Here is a 20515-nt window from a genome sequence, read left to right on the forward strand (position 1 = left end):
TATATGTGGCTACCATTTTTAGGTTTGATATTTGGACTTGCCCTTGGCTTGTTAACAAATATACAAATCCCCTCTATGTATGAAAATTATCTGTCAATAGCTGTTTTAGCAGCTTTAGATACATTATTTGGAGGTATTCGTGCTCAATTACAGCAAGTTTACGATGATAAAGTTTTTGTATCAGGATTCTTTTTTAATATAGTTCTAGCAGCAGGATTAGCTTTTATAGGAGTGAATTTGGGGATAGATTTGTATTTAGCAGCGATTTTCGCTTTCGGAGTACGTTTATTCCAAAATATAGCAATCATTAGGCGTATATTACTAACTCGGTTAGATGAGAAACGTCACAAGCGGAAAAAAACTTCCATAGAATGAGAGAAAAATTGACCAAAATACTCGATTTGCTTAGACATTATGCGAAGTTTACAATAGAATGAAAACAAGAGCATTTTTCAAGGAGGTGCAGCGAATTGAATCAGCAAGATTTATACATTTCCCTTGATATTGGGTCCTCCTCTGTCAAGGTATTAATAGGTGAAATGAGTGACGGGCAATTACATGTAATTGGCGTCGGAAATGTAAAGTCGAATGGAGTTCGAAAAGGTGCGATTGTTGATATTGACGCAACAGTACAATCTATTCGAAAAGCAATAGAACAGGCCGAACGAATGACTGGTTATCAAATCCATGAAGTCGTTTTAGGCGTTCCAGCTAACCAGACGATGTTACAGCTAGTTAAAGGTGTTGTCGCTGTAAATAGTGAAAATAGAGAAATTACAGATGATGATTTAGACAGAGTGGTAGAATCTGCACAAGTCATGTCAATACCTCCTGAACGTGAATTAGTTAACATCATTCCAAGACAGTTTATTGTGGACAACCTTGATGAAATTAAAGATCCTCGTGGTATGATTGGCATCCGTCTTGAAATGGATGCAACAATGATAACGACATCCAAAACGCTTTTACACAATGTTCTTCGCTGTGTTGAGCGAGCGGGTTTAAGTATACGAGAAATATATTTGCAGCCATTAGCATCAGGCTACTTTGCATTAACAGAAGATGAAAAAAACCAAGGAACTGCCTTCATTGACTTAGGTGGCGGATCTACAACAATTGCAGTTTTTGAAGAGGGATTATTAACGCATACGGGTGTCATACCAGTTGGTGGTGATCATATAACGAAAGATATTTCAATCGTTTTAAAAACACCAACAGAACAAGCAGAACAAATTAAACACCAGTTTGGACATGCCTTTTATGATGACGCATCAGATGATGAACTCTTTGAAGTGCCTGTCGTGGGTACAGATTCTACTGATCAGTACAGCCAACGCTATATATCGGAGATTATCGGTGCTAGATTAGAAGAATTACTAGAGTTAGTTATAGATGAATTAGCACGTTTAGGTGTTAGAGATTTACCAGGCGGTGTAGTTTTAACTGGTGGTGTTGCAAAGCTTGAGGGGATTGCCCAATTAGCACGTCAAATTCTACAAACGCGTGTTAGAATCTATACACCCGATTATATCGGTGTTAGAGAGCCTTCATTTGCGACGGCAGTTGGACTTATTCGTTACGCCTATTTAGAAGATGATTTTTACGGTAAAAGTACGAATACGCAGCCTGTTGAATATGCAGTTGTAGGGGCTCAACCAGCTATAAGCAAAAAGCAAGAGTATTCTGCACCTTCAGAACCAAAAGAAAGCGTAATTGGGAGAGCAAAAAAATTATTTGATAAGTTTTTTGATTAACTAGAATGCGTAATGAATGATACAGAGTCGAGTTACCGTGGGAGGAAAAAGAGATGTTAGAATTTGATACAAGTGTTGACGAACTTGCAGTAATAAAGGTCATAGGTGTTGGTGGCGGCGGTAACAACGCTGTCAATCGAATGATAGAACATGGTGTACAGGGTGTTGACTTTATCGCAGTTAACACGGATGCACAGGCATTAAATTTATCCAAAGCGGAAGTAAGGCTACAAATTGGGGCTAAATTAACGCGTGGATTAGGTGCAGGTGCAAATCCAGAAGTAGGAAAAAAAGCTGCTGAAGAGAGCAGAGAACAGTTAGAAGAGGTTTTAAGAGGCGCCGATATGGTATTCGTGACTGCTGGTATGGGCGGCGGAACGGGTACTGGAGCAGCTCCAGTGATTGCACAAATTGCACGTGAATTGGGAGCCCTAACAGTAGGTGTTGTCACTCGTCCATTTACTTTTGAAGGTCGTAAACGTCAAACACAAGCAATCGGTGGAATTGGCGGTATGAAAGAAGCAGTAGATACACTGATTGTGATACCAAACGACAAGCTACTACAAATAGTTGATAAATCAACACCGATGTTAGAAGCCTTTAGAGAAGCCGATAATGTATTACGTCAAGGTGTACAAGGTATTTCAGATTTAATTGCTACACCTGGTCTTATTAACTTAGACTTTGCAGACGTGAAAACGATTATGTCCAACAAAGGTTCAGCTTTAATGGGAATTGGTATTGCAACAGGGGAAAACCGAGCTTCTGAGGCTGCAAAGAAAGCTATTTCAAGTCCATTGCTTGAATCATCCATTGATGGCGCTAAAGGTGTTCTTATGAACATTACAGGTGGTTCAAATCTTAGCTTATTTGAAGTACAAGAAGCAGCAGATATCGTAGCTTCTGCATCAGATGAAGAGGTAAATATGATTTTCGGTTCTGTAATTAATGAAAATCTTAAAGATGAAATTATTGTTACAGTTATTGCGACAGGCTTCACCGAGGAAGCTTTACAGCAACAACGACCTACAGCAAAACCAACACTTAACATGAACAGACAATCTGCTCCACAGCAACAAGCACCTATTCGTGAACAACGACAAGAAATGCATGTTCAACATGAGCAGCCACGTCAAAATCAGCAAAATTATGCACAGGATGACATGCTTGAGGTTCCGGCATTTTTACGTAACCGCAAAAATCGTGGTTAATTAACTTCTAAAAAGCTCGTATTTTACATATGTAAAATACGAGCTTTTTATATTGACTGCCATGATGTTCGAATGTGTAAGGAAACCATGTTTTTTGTCAAAACATTTTTAGGAAATGATGCGATTGTTTGACAATATTTGTGGGAGTAACGTGCTAACTTTGTAAGTAGGAGGCGGCTGTTATGTATGGAGAATGGCTGGTGCTCATTAATACGCTTTTTAATCTAGCGATACTCACGTTTACGGCAAGAGTAACAGGAGTCCTTGTAAAAAATTCAAGATTATTAATGAGTTCTATTTGTAGTAGTTTTGTAGCTGTCATTGGCGGTCAAATGCTGTGGACGACAATTCTGAGTTTTATATTGTTAATTGGTATAGCGTTTCACTTTAAGATTCGAAGCTTTCAGAAGCAAGGACCGATTGTATTAACAGCAACGATCGTCATTGGCGGATTGTTAACAGCGCTACAACCTTTTTTAAAAAATCTTTCTGCCACCCATTTCATTATGATTTGCTTTTTGCTTGCAGTTTTAAATCTTATTGCATTTTATAAGCAATGGGGTTTTGTAAAGCTAGAACGCTTAAGTGGTCAATTTGTATTTGATACAACTTTAACAATCTTTGGGGCAAAAATACCACTTTCTGCCTTTGTAGATACAGGAAATCAAGCCATTGAGCCATTATCAGGAAAGCCGGTTCATTTTGTTTCCTATACTGCTTTGAGACCACATTTACCTTCAGCGTTCCGGGAATCATTAATGAAATGGCAAGAAACAGATCCGTACAATGTATCTATGTTTTCAGAAGATTATCAGCGTTATATACGATTTATTCATGTCAATACAGTACAGCAGCAAACCGTTGTCCTTGGTTTTCGCTTTGATGAGTGGCATATAAAGGGGGAGCCTTCGCAAGTGAAAATGAATGAATATATCGTATTAACCAAAAAAGCTAAAAATTTTCCACATAGCACAGCAGCAATTTTACATTTTTCAGCGCTTTCAAATAACTCATAGAGGGGGAGAACTATTGCTTCTTAGGCTACTTGCTAGCTTGAAAAAATTATGGAGTAAGTTTCGGAGTCGTGAAACGTACTATATAGGGGGAAATGATTCATTGCCAGTGCCATTAAGTCGAGAAGAAGAAGTTACAGTCATTGCATCCTTTATGAATGGTGATTTACGAGCTAGAGACACACTAATTGAACGTAATTTACGTCTTGTTGTTTATATTGCTAGACGTTTTGATAATACGGGAACGCCAATCGAAGACTTAATCAGTATTGGCTCCATTGGTTTAATAAAGGCAATTGAGACGTTCAATACGGATAAAAATATTAAGCTTGCAACATACGCATCACGCTGTATTGAAAATGAAATTTTAATGCATTTACGAAAAACAAGTCGTATGAAGGGGGAAGTATCCTTAGATGAACCATTAAATTCTGATGCAGATGGAAATGAATTATTACTGTCAGATATTTTAGGAACAGAAGAGCATATTATTTTAGATAATGTAGAGAAAAAAATTGAACGTCAGCATATGTTCCACGCTATTAATTTACTAGGTGCGCGTGAACGTTATATTATGGAATGTCGCTTTGGTCTCAATGGAAAAGTTGAAATGACACAAAAAGAAGTTGCAGATCATTTAGGCATATCGCAATCATATATTTCCCGTTTAGAAAAGAAAATTATTCAAGATTTACGTGAAAATTTAAATCAACCAATTTCTTAGAAAGGGAAATTTATCCTACCTAAAATTGGTCGCATCTTTTGTGCATATTCTTGTTTCTCTCGGACAAACTGATGTCACGGTTTAGTCAGAGAATAACATCCGGAGGAATCGAATATGCGAACAAAAGTAGATCTTTGCGGCTTAGATACATCGACTTTGCCAATTCTAAAGCACGAGGAAATGAAGGAACTCTTCATCCGATTGCAAGCTGGAGAAACAGAGATTAGAGAAGAGCTTGTGATGTGCAATTTAAGGTTAGTGCTTAGTATTGTCGGTAGATTTGCCTATAGAGGTGAACAGGCAGATGATTTATTTCAAGTTGGCTGTATTGGCCTCATGAAAGCCATTGATCATTTTGATTTAAAGCATAATGTACGATTTTCGACATATGCTGTACCAATGATTATTGGTGAAATTCGTCGCCATCTGCGTGATCATCATGCATTACGTGTATCTCGCTCTCTAAGAGATATAGCTTATAAGGCAATGCAGGCAAAAGAGCAATGGATAACCGATAATTTGCGAGAACCAACGATTGAAGAAATTGCCGAGATGATTGACATGAAAAAGGAAGACGTTTTATTTGCTTTAGATGCCATTCAAGATCCAGTTTCATTACAGGAACCCATTTATTCAGATGGCGGAGATGCCGTTTATATGATGGACCAATTACGTGATGATGATGTATCAGAGGATCAATGGGTTGCCTATGTGTCGGTAAAGGAAAGCTTGCAAAAGCTAGATGAACGTCAGCAAATGATCGTTGCCAAACGATTTTATTATGGAGAGACCCAAACTGAGATTGCCAAAGAACTTGGGATTTCTCAAGCACAAATATCACGTCTTGAAAAAAATGCAATTGAAACAATGCAAAAAGATTACAAATAAAAAAATGCGCATCGTATAATTCGGTGCGCATTTTATCTTCATTCAATGAACAAATGATACATAAATATAAAGTAACAGCAAAGTTTAATGGTAGTAGAAATGTTTATACGAAAGTAAACAATAGAGGAGGTATGTCATTGCGTTTTTCGATGTTACAACAAAAAGAAGTCATTGAAGCAGGAAATGGACGATTTATAGGCTTTGTAATAGATGCTGAAGTATCAAAAGAAACAGGCTATGTGACAGCATTTTTGATTGCAGAGCCTCGCAAATATCTTGGTTTTTTTAAAGGTGAAGAGTCTGTGAGAAAAGTGTATATGAAGGATGTGCTTGTTGTTGGTAAGGATGTCATTTTAGTCAAAGCCCTTTCCTAAGACATAGGCACATTAAAATTGTGAGAATTGTATGCTGACATAGGTCAGGCTATTCATTGATAAATCAAGCATTGCTTGTTACAATAAAAGAAACTATTGTTGTAAAGTTGGGAAAAACAGTGACAAAAATCTTAACAAATTTAAACAAACTAAATGATTTAATAACAGCAGCAGAAAAAAAAGGGAATCGTGAGGGCGAAAAAGTCCAAATAATTGCCGTGACGAAGGAAGTTTCTGTTGAAAGAACACAAGAAGCAATTGAAGCAGGGCTCACTCATTTAGGAGAAAACAGACCAGAGGGCTTACATCGTAAAATTACTGAGATACATGCTGATGTTCATTGGCATTACATTGGGTCGCTTCAAACACGTAAAGTAAAACAAGTGATTAACAGCATTGATTATTTACACTCCTTAGATCGTTTGAGTTTGGCAGAAGAAATTGAAAAAAGAGCCGAACAACCTGTTAAATGTTTTGTACAAGTAAATATTTCTGGTGAAGAATCAAAACATGGTTTAACTATCGAAGAAGTTTTGCCTTTTGTAGAAGCATTAAAAGGTTTTACGAAGATTCAAGTTGTAGGTTTAATGACTATGGCACCAAACACCGAAAACGAAGCAATTATTCGCTCTGTTTTCAAGCAATTAAAACAATGTCAACAGCAAATAGCCGAGCAAGGATTCGCACACGCACCTTGTACCGAGTTATCAATGGGCATGTCTAATGACTTTGAAATTGCGGTAGAGGAAGGGGCTACTTTTGTTCGAGTCGGAACGGCTCTTGTTGGAAATGAAAGAGGGGAACAGGATGAGCATGAAAAATAAGATTAAAAACTTCTTTTACCTTGAAGAAGAATTAGAAGAAGAAATCACGCAAGCTCCTATTCAGCAACAACAACCCATACAACAACAGCAACCGATTCATCCAATTAAGCCAAAAAAAACGATGAAAGAACGCAAAGCACCTATTCATGAAATCATGCCACAAAGCACAGCAACTCCTAATAACATTGTCAGTTTGCAGGCAGCTATGAGTTCTAAGGGAGCAAAAGTTGTTTTAATAGAACCGAGAGTTTATGCAGAAGCACAAGATATCGCAGAGCATTTAAAAAATAAACGTGCAACAATTGTCAATTTGCAACGTATCGAAAGAGAACAAGGTAAACGCATTATTGATTTTTTAAGTGGCACAGTCTATGCTCTTGCTGGAGATATTCAACGTATTGGTAAAGATATCTTCCTTTGTACGCCAGATAATGTAGAAGTGACTGGTGAAATTACAAACTTTATTTTAGACGATAATTAATAGCGAGGATTGTAGTTTATATGACTTTTTTTATTATACTTGGTTATGTATCATTAGCATTTAAGATTTACTCATTCATGCTAATTGCATATATCTTAATGTCTTGGGTGCCTGCCGCTCAAAATTCAGCAATTGGTCGCATGCTTGAAAAAGTTTGTGAGCCATATTTAGGTATTTTTAGGAAATTCATTCCGCCTCTTGGTATGATTGATATTTCGCCAATTGTGGCCATCTTTATGCTGAATTTTATAGAAAGAGGGCTTTATATAGTCATTCAGAAAATATATTTTATGTTCGCTTAGAAATAAATCCTCACGTTTTGGTGGGGATTTTTTATTTATTTTAATTATCCTCGCTACAAAGCGACTAATAAAAAATATTAAAACAATGACGTCCAAACGTTATGAATTGGGAATACTAAGTTTCCAACTAACAAAGCAAAAAGGAACTAGTGAAAGAGGAGACAACAAGATGGAACACTTAATCCAGCATTTTCGAAAAGATGAACAGCCCTTTATTGAACAGGTAATAAGCTGGCAGCGTGAGGTTGAAGATCGTTATGCGCCTAAGCTGACAGATTTTCTTGATCCAAGACAGCGTTTTATTGTGACATCGATTATCGGGCAAGATGATACGCTAAAAACTGCATGCACAGGTTTATTTGAAGAGGCGGAGAGGCAGCGTATGCTTATTTTTCCTACTTACTATGAAGTGATAGAGGAGGACTTTCAGTTAGTGGCATTTACGATTCAATATCCAGTGAAATTTGTCCAATTACGACATCCTGATGTTTTAGGTGCGTTGCTTTCATTAGGTTTAAACCGTGGCAAGTTTGGTGATATTCGGGTAAATGATCAGCAGGTGCAATTCGTTGTAGCCCAAGAGGTAGCAGAATATGTTCGGTTACATTTAACAGGTATTGGTAAAGTTAAGGTGCATATTGAGTCTTTAAAAGAAGCGGATTCCCTTATTGTAAATGAGGAAGAATGGTTGGAGGAATCTCATACAGTATCTTCCATGCGCTTAGATGTAATTATTGCGACTGTATTAAATGTATCACGCCAAAAAGCTCAAGCTTTAATAACTGGAAAAAAAGTTCGTGTAAATTGGACAGAAAGAGATACAGTTGCTTTTGAATTACAGGAGGGAGATATTTTATCGATACGTGGAAGTGGACGGATGAAAATTATTATGACTGAAGGCCGAACTAAAAAAGATAAAATCCGTCTTCAAGTCGGTCGATTGGCCCAAAAAAGCTGAAAGTGAAGTAAATTTCATTAATTTTTACTGCTAAGTTGTCGGAACAATTGTATAATAGAAATTACGAATGTACATGTAAAGGAGAGAAGGATTGTATGCCATTATCACCTATTGATATACATAATAAGGAGTTTACAAAAGCCTTCAGAGGTTATGCTGAAGATGAAGTAAATGAATTTTTAGATCAGATTATTAAAGACTATGAAATTCTGCTTCGTGAAAAAAAAGAGGTTGATAAGCAATTAGAGATGGCTTTAGAACAAGCGAGACATTTCAACTCCTTAGAAGAAACTTTGCAGAAGTCTATTGTCGTTGCACAAGAAGCGGCTGATGAAGTGAGAAGAAATTCTCAAAAAGAGGCAAAACTCATTGTAAAAGAAGCTGAAAAAAATGCTGATCGAATTGTCAATGAAGCTTTGACGAAGGCTCGTAAGGTGACGATTGAAATTGATGAGCTTAAAAAGCAATCTAAGGTATTTCGTAATCGTTTCAAGATGCTTGTAGAAGCACAGCTGGATTTACTTAATGCAGATGACTGGGATCATTTGCTGCAATATGATATCGATTTAACAGAAATTCAAGCATCTGTTGAAGAAGCACAGGATTCTGAGGATATTTAACTTTTCTTTTTAATTGCTGTAATTGACAAATGAAACTTGACGCGATTGTTTGAATTTCATATACTTTGTAATAGTAATTATTTTGAACAGATATGCATAAAAGCAGAGACGAAGACAGTATTTGTTAGGCGTTGTTAAGCGATTTGGGGACAGTGAGAGCCCAAACATACAACTAGCATTGAACATCACTTCTGAGCTAAATAACTGAAAAAAGTAGGTTATTTCGTGATGCACGACGTTAAACGTGCTTTTAAGAGGTAGTGCAATTTTTTGTACTACAATTAGGGTGGTACCGCGAGTAGAAGCTTCTCGTCCCTTAGTGGGATTGAGGGCTTTTTTTGTTTGTTTCCGAATCGTTTTAGATAAGTTTGCCAATAACTGTCTTATGAGAAAAATGTCTACCTGTTTGTGTAAAATAAAGGAGGAATTTTAATGGTTGAATACAAAGATACTTTATTAATGCCAAAAACAGATTTCCCAATGCGTGGAAATTTACCGGCAAATGAGCCAAAAATGCAAGAAAAATGGAATGGCATGGATATTAACAAATTACAGATGGAACGTACGGAAGGTCGACCAGAATTTGTTCTACATGATGGTCCTCCCTATGCAAATGGTGATATCCATATCGGCCATGCTCTAAATAAAGTATTGAAGGATATGATTACACGTCATCGCTCCATGACTGGCTACCATGTCAATTATATTCCAGGTTGGGATACACATGGTTTACCAATTGAGCAAGCATTGACTAACAAAGGTGTAAAACGCAAAGAGATGTCAGTAGCAGCATTCCGCCAACTTTGTGAAGAGTATGCTTATGAGCAAATTGACAATCAACGTGCCCAATTCCGCCGTCTAGGCATTCGAGGTGATTGGGAAAATCCATATATTACATTAAAGCCTGAGTTTGAAGCTCGTCAAATTGAAGTATTCGGTAAAATGGCAGAAAAAGGTTATATCTATAAAGGGTTAAAGCCGGTTTATTGGTCTCCTTCTTCTGAATCTGCTTTGGCGGAAGCTGAAATTGAATATAAGGACATCAAATCTCCATCCATTTATGTAAGCTTTGCAATTAAGGATGCGAAGGGTGTTGTTCCAGCAGATGCTAAATTTATCATTTGGACAACAACACCATGGACATTACCAGCAAACTTAGGGATTTCTTTGAATCCTGAATTTATCTATGTAGTAGTTGCAGTGGCTAATAAAAAATTCATCATTGCCAAAGAGTTATTAGAGTCAGTGGCAACTACGCTTGGATGGGTAGACTATGAGGTTGTCCAAGAGGTAAAAGGAGAGGCATTAGATCGTATTGTAGCACAACATCCATTCTACGATCGTGAATCGCTTATTATGGTAGGTGAACACGTAACTGCTGAAGCGGGTACAGGTTGTGTTCATACAGCCCCAGGGCATGGTGAAGACGATTATCATATTGGTAAACAGTATGGTTTAGGTATTCTTAGCCCTCTTGATAATAGTGGCTGTTATACAGATGAAGCACCTGGTTTTGAAGGCGTGTTTTATAATGATGCAAATAAACTCGTCACAGAAAAACTAAAAGAAGTAGGAGCGTTAGAAAAGCTTGATTTCTTTACGCACTCCTATCCACATGACTGGCGTACGAAAAAGCCTGTTATTTATCGTGCGACACCACAATGGTTTGCATCTGTTGAAGCATTCCGTGGGGAGTTATTAGAGGCTGTAAAAGCAACAGCATTTACACCAGCTTGGGGAGAAACTCGTCTTTATAATATGATTCGTGATCGTGGAGACTGGGTAATTTCACGTCAACGTGCGTGGGGTGTGCCGATTCCGATTTTCTATGCTGAAAATGGTGAACCTATTATTACACCTGAAACAATTAGTCATGTCTCAGCATTATTCCGTGAGAATGGATCAAATATTTGGTTCCAAAAAACAGCAAAAGAGTTATTACCAGAAGGCTTTACACATCCAGGTAGCCCGAACGGCGAATTTACAAAAGAAAATGATATTATGGATGTATGGTTTGATTCCGGTTCATCACACCAAGGTGTACTAGTAGAACGTGGTATGAAATATCCAGCTGATCTCTATTTAGAGGGTTCTGACCAACATCGTGGTTGGTTTAATTCCTCTCTTATTACATCTGTAGCTATTAACGGCTATGCACCATACAAAGGACTTTTAACACATGGTTTTGTACTTGATGGTGAAGGACGTAAAATGAGTAAATCTTTAGGGAATGTGATTATTCCGCAAAAAGTAATGGATCAGTATGGAGCAGACATACTTCGTTTATGGGTTGCTTCTGTTGATTATACAGCAGATGTGCGCATCTCTATGGATATGTTAAAGCAAGTATCTGAGGTGTATCGTAAAATTCGTAATACTTTCCGTTTCTTGCACGGCAATATTGCTGATTTCGATCCTACGAAAGATCGTGTAAGTTATGCTGAGCTTCGTGAAATGGATCAATATGTGTATATGCGCTTACAGGATGTCTTAAAAACTGTGCGTGCTGCCTATGATCGCTATGATTTTGCTGCTGTCTATCATGTAGTCAATAATTTCGTTGCTGTAGAGTTATCTTCATTCTATCTTGATATTGCCAAAGACGTAGTCTATATCGAGGGTCATGACAATAAGGATCGTCGTGCGATGCAAACAGTTATTTATGATACATTGATGACATTAGTAAAAATCATGACACCAATTATCCCACATACAACGGATGAAATGTGGTCTTATTTACATGTTCAAGGTATTGTAGAAGAAGTTTCTGTTCAATTAACAGATTTCCCAGAGGTAGATGTTCAAGCGAATTTTGACAGCCTACGTACAAAATGGGAAAAAATTATTGATGTACGCGATGATATTTTAAAAGCATTAGAGGAAGCACGTAATGCGAAAACAATTGGTAAATCACTTGAAGCAAAAGTCACTGTCTACGCGAAAGAAGATGTTGTCGCATTATTGAACGATGCCAACATTGACTTTGCACAACTTTCCATCGTTTCAGCTTTTGAGGTAGCTGCTATCGAGGAGGCACCTGCTGAAGCTTTAGCACTTGAGCATGTTTCCATTGTTGTTGAGAAGGCTACAGGTGAGAAATGTGAGCGTTGCTGGTCAATTTCTGAAACAGTTGGTTCAAATGAAGCACAACCTACAGTATGTGCTCGCTGTGCAGAAGTTGTAGAAAAGTATTACGTTTAATCTATAAATAACAAGAATCTGCATTTAAATGTAGAGGATGTGCAAGTCTCCTTGTTGGAGGCTTGCTTTTTTCATGGAAGTTTTGCAGATTCTTTTCCATTATTTAAATAAAATTTCTGTCGTATTGCGATAGTCTGTTGGAGAGATCCCTACATATTTTTTAAAAGTTAAGCTATAGTAATTTGGTGTATTGAAGCCACAGGTGGAGGAGATTTTTTCTATGGTGTAGTCGTACTTGCGTAAAAAAGGTAAGGTTTTGATAATGCGTGTATAAGCAACATAGTCAACAAAATTGCGACCTGTTTCTTTTTTAAATAGTCTACTAAAATGAGTTGGGCTAAAGTTAATATATTTTGCAACATCACGAATGGTCAGTTGTTCGTCGTAATGTTCTTCAATATACTGAATAGCTTTTTGCAGCTGCTCATGCTTTGTTAAATCTTCGTAATATCGGATGTGTATATTATGGATAGGTGGTTTTCTACGTGCTTTTCTAGCCTGGCTATAGGATTCCTTCACTTGCATAGCATCCTGAAATACACCTCCAACTCCCATAAAAAGATGAATAGAACAATCCCTTTTTAGGGTCTCGATAACCTCTAATAAACAGGCTTCACCCTCAGTCCAATGTTTGAAAGAGTTATAAGCAGTAGGAATTCGCATGAGAAGTAATAAATAGCGTTCAAAATGTAAAAAGGATAATGAGGCCTTCTCCGCAAAGTGCTGACGAAAAACAGTTGTAATACTACTACTTGCATCGTGTGGGACAGCTCTCTTATTATCCCCATCAATATAGCCTTGAATTAAAAATACAATATTAGGAATACAGCTTGTCGATAAAAATGAAGCAGATTGTATTATTTCTTGTTCATTGTCAATTTCTCCACGGATCAGGCGTTTTAAAAATGCTTCCCTAAATGGAGAGGTATGTTGTTGGGACACTTGTTGTGATAGCTCAAGTATTGTAAGCGTACTCGCCTTTTTTTCCTGATAGGACGTATACAGTTTTTTTACGATTCGTAAAAATTTTGATTTTTGTAATGGTTTTATGAGAAGTGCAGGTAAAGCTAATTCAATTGCTATACCAGTCGAGTAGGTAAGGTGTTCTGTAACAAACGGGACAATAATACTATTAGGATAGTTTCTTTTTAATCGATTAATTTTTACCCAGTCAAATAACCGATTGACTTCATAGACAATAATGACCTCATCTTCTGGCTTTGGCACTTTACATTCCTCTAAAGCGTTTGGTAAAACCTCTTTTAACCATTCACTCATCTGCAGCTTGTCAAATGAGCTTTCCATATACCATACCACCTTTAAAATGCTACCAGCCCCCTACGAATAAAAAGATAAAAATATTTTAACTTAAAATAGCAATTTTTTGTACTAATACAGCAATATTTTATATCTATATTGAAGTTGAAATAGAATAGAATAATTGTAGTGAATAATAATTTGAAATTTCAGTTAATTATTTACTTATCAGAAAAGGGGGAGTTGGCTTATGGCGGAAGTAGGCAGTCATGATTATGACTATGTAGAAGCAGGAACAATTGATGTGAAAGATCTACCACCTTTAGATGCAACAACAAACAAAATTATGAAAGATGAATTTACAACAGGTTTAGGTTTATCGATATTTTACTTTATTTTGATTTTTAGTATCCCTGTTATGAATTGGTTTGCGCCAGCATTTGCGTTTAAGAAAATCTGGGGTGGTATGACAGTCACATGGTTTGTGACAACGATTGTAATGATGGCTATGGCATTTATTATTGCATATGTTCATACAGCCATGTACGAGAAACGTCTAAAAAAATACGATATAGCAAATAAGTAGTTGGAACAAAGGGGGAAATGTTGAATGATGGAAGCTCTATTAGAACCAAAGATGTTAATGACCATTGCTTTAATGGGGACAATTGTATACATTACGTATTTAACAAAAAGAAATGCAACAGCATCGGATTTCTTTGTAGGTGGCCGAAGCTTCGGATGGTTTACAAATGGTTCTGCCATTGGTGGGGATTACTTAAGTGCAGCAACATTTCTGGGCATCGCAGGGTTAACATTTCAACTTGGATATGATGGTGCTTATTATGCTTTTTGCTTTTCCATTGGGTTAACATTATTAGCGATTTTTGTGGCAGGTCCTTTAAGACGCTTCGGTGCATTTACCGTTGCAGATTTTTTAGGCTATCGTTTTCATAGTAGACGAGCACGGCTTGTAGCGGTAGCGGTGGTTTTAGCAATTTCTGGCTTTTATGCAGCTCCACAATTATTAGGTGCCGCACAAATTTTAAGTATGTTTTTTGGTACTTCTTATGAATTCGGCATTATATTTACTTGTGTTGTTATGATTTTTTATGTAGGTATTGGTGGTATGAAAGGAACAACCATCAACCAAGCATTAGAGTTGTGGATTCGTCTAGGTGCGTTTATCGTGATGTTAATTGCAGCAGTTTATGGCGGTTTACATTATGATAAAATTTTAGCAGCCATCCATTCATTTAGTGGTCCGATCACTGGCACTTCACCGTATGCCCTAGATGGCAATGATATCAATTTTGATGGTGCTGCTTGGACAGGCACAGGCTTCTATTTCCCAACGTTCTGGCAAACAATTAGTATGACGATTGGGTTAGCACTAGGAACAATTGGACTTCCACATATATTATTGCGTTTTTATACAAATCCAAGTGCTAAAGCAGCTCGTAAATCTGCACTCATGGCCATTGGGATTGCAAGCGCGTTCTTCTTGTTAGCTGTTTATTTAGGTGTTGTAGGTCGATCTATTTTCATTTCTGGGACAGCTAGTGAGGAAGTTATGCGTGATTTAGTGCTGGGTGGGAATAATATGGTCATTCCTACTACAGCCCTTGCACTAGGTGGCAAATGGCTACTTGGATTAGTTATAGCAGGAGCATTTGCAGCTATTTTCTCCAATCTTTCAGGATTGTTTATTACAAGCTCGGGTGCACTAGCTCATGATTTATATGCCAATATCATGAAAAAGGATATTACACAAAAACAACGAGTTATTGCTGGGAAAGTGGCTATTGTAATATTAGGTATTTTATATGGAGCATTGGGCTTACTTGTAAAGGATGCATCCATTGGCCATTTAGTGGCGCTCGCCTTTACTGTCGCTGCAAGTACATTTACCCCAATATTTATTTTAGGTATTTGGTGGAGAGGCATGACAGAGAAAGGAGCCATTGCAGGATTATTAATAGGACTTGGCGTGTCTATGTGGATGATCTTTTTACCAGGAACGTTACCAAGCTTCTTGCAGTTTAAAATTCCGGGTATTGTGACAGTGCCTGTGGGCTTCTTATCTGTTATTATCGTGTCTTTAATAGATCGCAAAGTTCCTGCTGATGTTAATGACTTCATGAAGCGAGTACATTCAAAAGAATCTGAAACTGTCTAACCAATAAGTTATGGCTATTTCTATTGCTTAAACGTAATAGGGGTAGCCTTTTTATATTTCTTGAAGAGATTTAGATTAGATAGGATATTAGTTATTGTGAATGGAACTGTTATGGTAGAATAGGTAAGATGTTGAGTGAACGGAGGAATGTCTGTGTATAAATATTATGGATTAGCTGCTTTTGTCGTTTTACTGGATCAATGGACAAAATGGCTGATTGTGAAAAATATGGAATATGCTGAACGCATTGCTGTATGGGACCCTTGGTTTGGTATTTTGTCTCATCGAAATAGAGGGGCAGCATGGGGGATGCTAGAGGGGCAAATGTGGTTGTTTAGTATTGTCACAGTTGCTGTTATCTGTGCGATTGTCTATTTTTATCATAAAGAAGCAAAGGGAAAGCCTGTTTTTCAAGTCGGCTTAATGCTTTTGCTTGGTGGTGCAGTAGGAAACTTTATTGACCGTCTATTTAGAGGAGAAGTGGTCGATTTTGTAGATGTTTTAATTCCGATTATTAATTATGATTTCCCTATTTTTAATGTGGCAGATGCTGCATTAACAATAGCGGTTGTCGTGCTGATGATTGGCTTAATTATGGAAGATAAAAAAGAGAAGAAACAGGTGAAACAATGACGCAAGTAACATATACAATCGAAGAACAGCAGCAAGGAGAGCGCATTGATAAAGCACTTTCCAGCTTACAATCTGAGTGGTCACGCACGCAAATTGGGAACTGGATTAGTGAGGGAGTCATTAAAGTAAACGGTGATGTGGTAAAGGCAAAATATAAGGTTAAAGCTGGTGACATCATCGCTATTGATGTACCAGAAGTGGAAGAATTGGATGTTGTCGCAGAAAATTTAGATTTAGATATTGTTTATGAGGATGCAGATGTTCTTGTTGTGAATAAACCAAAGGGTATGGTGGTACATCCAGCACCGGGCCATATGGGAGGTACACTGGTAAATGGCTTAATGTATCATTGTAAAGACTTATCAGGGATTAATGGTGTACTACGACCAGGGATTGTCCATCGTATCGACAAAGATACATCGGGCTTATTGATGGTTGCTAAAAACGATACGGCTCATGAATCATTAGTCAATCAATTAGTGAATAAAACAGTTACTCGTAAATATATTGCTCTTGTCCACGGGCATATTGCGCATGATAAGGGGACAATTGATGCACCAATTGGTCGTGACCAAAAAGATCGCCAAAAACAAGCAGTTGTCGATAATGGTAAACATGCTGTCACACACTTCCAAGTTGTTGAACGTTTTGGTGACTATACGCTTGTGGAATGTCGTTTAGAAACAGGACGTACACACCAAATTCGTGTGCATATGAATTATATTGGCTTCCCACTTGTTGGAGATCCAAAATATGGTCCGAAAAAGACAATCGACTTTGGGGGACAAGTTTTACATGCAGCGACTTTAGGTTTCGATCATCCTTCATCTGGAGAATATTTGGAGTTTGAAACACCACTTCCAGCTGATTATGAACAATTATTAAATGATTTACGAAATAGGCATTGACGTATACGAAAAGAAAGTCTATACTAACGACAGTGAATGAACAACATAACTAAATATTCACCTTTAATGGCAGTCCAGAGAGGCTGAGAAGGGACATGTGATAGTGTTGTGGAAATTTGTGCTGCAAATTTTTCCAACATGCTTTTTCGACACGTATACAACCCTCTCAGGCTATTCGCCTCGAGAGGTTTTTTTATGGACACATGGCCGATAATAGATTGGAGAGAGGAGGATACGAATATGGCACAAAATGAATTATTAGATGGCCCATCAATGACACGAGCATTAACACGTATTGCCCATGAAATAATTGAACGTAATAAAGGAATCGATGAATGTATTTTAGTTGGCATTAAAACAAGAGGTGCCTTTCTAGCCAGACGTTTGGCGCAGCGAATTGAAAAAATTGAAGGTAAACCGATTCGTACAGGGGAACTTGATATTACACTTTACCGAGATGATTTAACAACGAAACATGAAAACGAACAAGCACATGTAGAACAAGTTGATATCGAGTATCAAGTGAAAAATCAAAAAATCATCTTAGTGGATGATGTACTTTATACAGGTCGAACAGTACGTGCAGCTCTAGATGCTGTAATGGATTTAGGAAGACCGGCACAAATTCAACTAGCTGTTCTAGTAGATAGAGGACATCGAGAGCTACCAATTAGAGCAGACTATGTGGGAAAAAACGTTCCAACTTCTGGCTCTGAGCGCATTGTTGTCAATTTACAAGAGGTAGACGGAGAAGATTGCGTCATTATTTATAAAGAAGACGAACAATAAAGTGAGGAAACAGTATGTCAAATGCAGTTTTAGATATTAAGGATAAACCGACCCCGCTCCAGCTAGTGACATTAAGTTTCCAGCATATGTTTGCGATGTTTGGTTCAACGATTTTAGTACCGCAGTTAGTAGGTCTTAGTCCAGCGATTGCCCTTTTAACAAGCGGAATTGCTACATTATTCTTCCTATTAATTACAAAATTTCAGGTACCAGCTTATTTAGGATCATCCTTCGCCTTTATTGCACCAATCCTACTTGCTGCAGGTGGTTTAAATGAAGACGGTTCAAGTGTAAACCCAGGCAATGCCATGATCGGTGCTATGGCAGTCGGCATTACGTACGGGATTGTATCCTTAATCATTTGGAAAAGTGGTTATAAGTGGATTATGAAAATTTTGCCACCGATTGTGGTAGGCCCAGTAATTATGGTAATTGGGCTTGGACTTTCAGGTACGGCTGTGAATATGGCAATGAACGTCAATGGAGAGTATAGCTTTTTACACTTCTCAGCTGCTTTAGTGACGGTCTTTACAGCTATCATCTTTACGATTTTCTTTAAAGGAATTTTAAGCACTATGCCAATTTTGATGGGCCTAATTGTAGGGTACATTTACTCCATGATGATCGACATAGTAGACTATACACCGATTGCCAAAGCAAAATTCTTCGCAATGCCTGATTTCTTAATACCAGGTGTGCATTATGAGTTTGAAATAACAACAAAAATTCTACTTATCATGGTACCAATCGTAATTGTAACAATTTCGGAACATATAGGACATCAACTGGTATTAGGAAAAGTAGTAGATCGGGATTATATTAAAGAGCCAGGACTACACCGTTCGCTACTAGGTGACGGGCTTGGCACATTTGTGAGTGCTTTAATCGGAGGTCCTCCGAAAACAACGTATGGTGAAAATATTGGTGTACTAGCCATTACTCGAGTATACAGTATCTACGTTATTGCAGGTGCAGCAGTGGTTGCTATCTTACTATCATTCTTCGGGAAAGCAATGGCAGTAATTGCAACGATTCCAACCGCAGTACTTGGTGGAGTTTCCATCTTACTCTTTGGAATTATCGCAGCAAGTGGCTTACGTATGCTGGTAGATAATCATATTGATTTTGGTAACAGTCGTAACCTAGTAATTGCTTCAGTGATTTTAGTCATTGGTATTGGCGGTGCCAAGTTTGTTATCTCAGAATCATTGAGTGTAGAAGGAATGGCACTAGCAGCGATTATTGGTGTGCTATTAAATGCGATTCTACCAGGTAAAAAAGAAGCTGATATACCCGTACAATACAATCAAAATAAAGATTCATAGTAGTACCTTTTAATGAATTGTCCAGAGAGGCAAAAAAAGGGAAGTTGTGGACAGGCTGAAGTGGGATGTATGTCTTGCTGTAGTTTGTCACGCCTCCTCATGCCTCGTTGATGACATCAACGGGGCTTTTACTTTATATACAGAGAACGTCATACATAGGCGTTCACGATTCACAACCTAATGGAGGTCACATGATGAAGAACTTATTATCGATGGAACATTTAACAACAGAAGAGATTAACCAAATCCTAGATCTTGCGCAAGCATTTGAAAATGGTGAAACATCATCGTTATCTCGCACACACAAAGTGGCCAATCTATTCTTTGAACCAAGTACTCGTACAAAAACAAGCTTTGAAATGGCAGAATACAAAATTGGCTGTCATGTTATCCCTTTTGATGCAGGGTTTTCGAGTGTTACGAAAGGGGAAACGATGTACGATACGGTCAAAACATTGGAAATGATTGGTTTAGATGCTGTCATCATTCGAGCGTCAGAAGATGAGTATTACAATGAGCTGCTGGATGGTATTAATGTAGCGATTATTAATGCAGGAGATGGTGCTGGGCAACACCCTTCACAATCCTTATTGGATCTTTATACCATCAAAAAGGAGTTTGGCTATTTCGAAGGGTTGAATGTCACAATTGCAGGAGATATCTCTCATAGTCGAGTAGCGAAATCAAATGCAACAGCATTACAAAATTTAGGGGCAAATGTTCATTTCCTTTGCCCAGAAGAATGGTCTGGCGGTTTTGAAGCGCACCATTCATGGGATAATCTGATCGAAATAAGTGATGTCATTATGTTACTACGTGTGCAACATGAACGTCATAAAGTAAATAAAAGCTTCTCAAAGGAAGGTTACCATCAAGAGTTTGGTTTAACAATTGAACGAGAAAAGCAAATGAAAGAATCAGCCATTATTATGCATCCAGCACCCGTCAATCGTGATGTCGAAATTGCTTCTGAGTTAGTCGAGTGTGATCGCTCTCGAATTTTTGAACAGGTGCGGAACGGTGTTTACACACGGATGGCTATTATGGAAACCATTTTAAAGGGGAGAGAATAAC

General features: G+C 37.8%; 21 protein-coding genes and 1 other annotated feature. Of the genes, 20 read left to right on the top strand and 1 reads right to left on the bottom strand.

Annotated features, from left to right (window positions below):
- Positions 1-3 precede the first annotated feature (3 nt).
- From QH639_RS08650 to ileS, 13 genes are all read left to right on the top strand, one after another.
- On the top strand, positions 4-375 hold the full coding sequence (locus QH639_RS08650) for a small basic family protein (RefSeq protein ID WP_004224852.1): 372 nt from the start codon (positions 4-6) through the stop codon (positions 373-375).
- 95 nt (positions 376-470) lie between these two features.
- Positions 471-1754, top strand: coding sequence for a cell division protein FtsA (ftsA, locus tag QH639_RS08655; RefSeq protein ID WP_004224856.1), 1284 nt, complete (start codon positions 471-473; stop codon positions 1752-1754).
- 53 nt (positions 1755-1807) lie between these two features.
- Positions 1808-2965 carry a cell division protein FtsZ gene (ftsZ, locus tag QH639_RS08660; RefSeq protein ID WP_004224858.1) on the top strand — a complete coding sequence of 386 codons (1158 nt, stop codon included), beginning with the start codon at positions 1808-1810 and terminating at the stop codon, positions 2963-2965.
- A gap of 182 nt (positions 2966-3147) precedes the next feature.
- Positions 3148-3981 (top strand): sigma-E processing peptidase SpoIIGA, encoded by an 834-nt coding sequence (locus QH639_RS08665; protein WP_131521624.1) that lies wholly within the window; start codon positions 3148-3150, stop codon positions 3979-3981.
- A gap of 13 nt (positions 3982-3994) precedes the next feature.
- Positions 3995-4702 carry an RNA polymerase sporulation sigma factor SigE gene (gene sigE / locus QH639_RS08670; RefSeq protein ID WP_009373518.1) on the top strand — a complete coding sequence of 236 codons (708 nt, stop codon included), beginning with the start codon at positions 3995-3997 and terminating at the stop codon, positions 4700-4702.
- Positions 4703-4816: 114 nt separating this feature from the next.
- On the top strand, positions 4817-5590 hold the full coding sequence (gene sigG / locus QH639_RS08675; RefSeq protein ID WP_004227313.1) for an RNA polymerase sporulation sigma factor SigG: 774 nt from the start codon (positions 4817-4819) through the stop codon (positions 5588-5590).
- Positions 5591-5721: 131 nt separating this feature from the next.
- Positions 5722-5964: a PRC-barrel domain-containing protein gene (locus tag QH639_RS08680; protein ID WP_225340754.1), complete on the top strand. Its 243-nt coding sequence runs from the start codon at positions 5722-5724 to the stop codon at positions 5962-5964.
- Positions 5965-6083: 119 nt separating this feature from the next.
- The gene (locus QH639_RS08685) at positions 6084-6788 is read left to right on the top strand and encodes a YggS family pyridoxal phosphate-dependent enzyme (protein WP_054549893.1); all 705 of its coding nucleotides are present in this window, start codon (positions 6084-6086) and stop codon (positions 6786-6788) included.
- Positions 6772-7269 carry a cell division protein SepF gene (locus QH639_RS08690; RefSeq protein ID WP_281115956.1) on the top strand — a complete coding sequence of 166 codons (498 nt, stop codon included), beginning with the start codon at positions 6772-6774 and terminating at the stop codon, positions 7267-7269. The genes QH639_RS08685 and QH639_RS08690 overlap by 17 nt, the downstream gene beginning before the upstream one ends.
- A 20-nt stretch (positions 7270-7289) precedes the next feature.
- Complete coding sequence (locus tag QH639_RS08695; RefSeq protein WP_004227322.1) at positions 7290-7571, top strand: YggT family protein; 282 nt, start codon at positions 7290-7292, stop codon at positions 7569-7571.
- Between the two features lie 169 nt (positions 7572-7740).
- Entirely contained in the window at positions 7741-8529 is a 789-nt protein-coding gene (locus QH639_RS08700) for a YlmH family RNA-binding protein (RefSeq protein ID WP_237899562.1), read from the top strand.
- Between the two features lie 95 nt (positions 8530-8624).
- On the top strand, positions 8625-9149 hold the full coding sequence (locus QH639_RS08705; protein WP_131521621.1) for a DivIVA domain-containing protein: 525 nt from the start codon (positions 8625-8627) through the stop codon (positions 9147-9149).
- A 96-nt stretch (positions 9150-9245) separates the two neighbouring features.
- Positions 9246-9469 (top strand) — a binding site (T-box leader).
- A gap of 112 nt (positions 9470-9581) precedes the next feature.
- Entirely contained in the window at positions 9582-12350 is a 2769-nt protein-coding gene (ileS, locus tag QH639_RS08710) for an isoleucine--tRNA ligase (protein ID WP_259419888.1), read from the top strand.
- A gap of 99 nt (positions 12351-12449) precedes the next feature.
- Here ileS and QH639_RS08715 read toward each other — a convergent pair whose 3' ends face one another.
- A complete protein-coding gene (locus QH639_RS08715; protein ID WP_281115957.1) occupies positions 12450-13655 on the bottom strand; it encodes a helix-turn-helix transcriptional regulator in 1206 nt (401 codons plus the stop codon).
- A gap of 202 nt (positions 13656-13857) precedes the next feature.
- Between QH639_RS08715 and QH639_RS08720 the strand changes: the two genes are divergently transcribed.
- From QH639_RS08720 to QH639_RS08750, 7 genes are all read left to right on the top strand, one after another.
- Entirely contained in the window at positions 13858-14193 is a 336-nt protein-coding gene (locus QH639_RS08720) for a DUF485 domain-containing protein (protein ID WP_131521618.1), read from the top strand.
- A gap of 24 nt (positions 14194-14217) precedes the next feature.
- Entirely contained in the window at positions 14218-15786 is a 1569-nt protein-coding gene (locus tag QH639_RS08725; protein WP_131521617.1) for a sodium/solute symporter, read from the top strand.
- Between the two features lie 153 nt (positions 15787-15939).
- Positions 15940-16419, top strand: a complete 480-nt coding sequence (lspA, locus tag QH639_RS08730) for a signal peptidase II (RefSeq protein ID WP_004227346.1) — start codon at positions 15940-15942, stop codon at positions 16417-16419.
- A complete protein-coding gene (locus tag QH639_RS08735; protein ID WP_131521616.1) occupies positions 16416-17327 on the top strand; it encodes an RluA family pseudouridine synthase in 912 nt (303 codons plus the stop codon). Before lspA ends, QH639_RS08735 begins: the two co-directional genes overlap by 4 nt.
- A 240-nt stretch (positions 17328-17567) precedes the next feature.
- On the top strand, positions 17568-18116 hold the full coding sequence (pyrR, locus tag QH639_RS08740) for a bifunctional pyr operon transcriptional regulator/uracil phosphoribosyltransferase PyrR (protein ID WP_004227349.1): 549 nt from the start codon (positions 17568-17570) through the stop codon (positions 18114-18116).
- Between the two features lie 14 nt (positions 18117-18130).
- Positions 18131-19441 (top strand): uracil-xanthine permease family protein, encoded by a 1311-nt coding sequence (locus QH639_RS08745; RefSeq protein ID WP_131521615.1) that lies wholly within the window; start codon positions 18131-18133, stop codon positions 19439-19441.
- A gap of 194 nt (positions 19442-19635) precedes the next feature.
- Positions 19636-20514, top strand: coding sequence for an aspartate carbamoyltransferase catalytic subunit (locus QH639_RS08750; protein ID WP_131521614.1), 879 nt, complete (start codon positions 19636-19638; stop codon positions 20512-20514).
- The last annotated feature ends 1 nt before the right edge of the window (position 20515 follow it).

The sequence above is a fragment of the Lysinibacillus sp. 1 U-2021 genome (assembly GCF_029916965.1).
In the GTDB taxonomy this organism is placed as follows: domain Bacteria; phylum Bacillota; class Bacilli; order Bacillales_A; family Planococcaceae; genus Lysinibacillus; species Lysinibacillus capsici.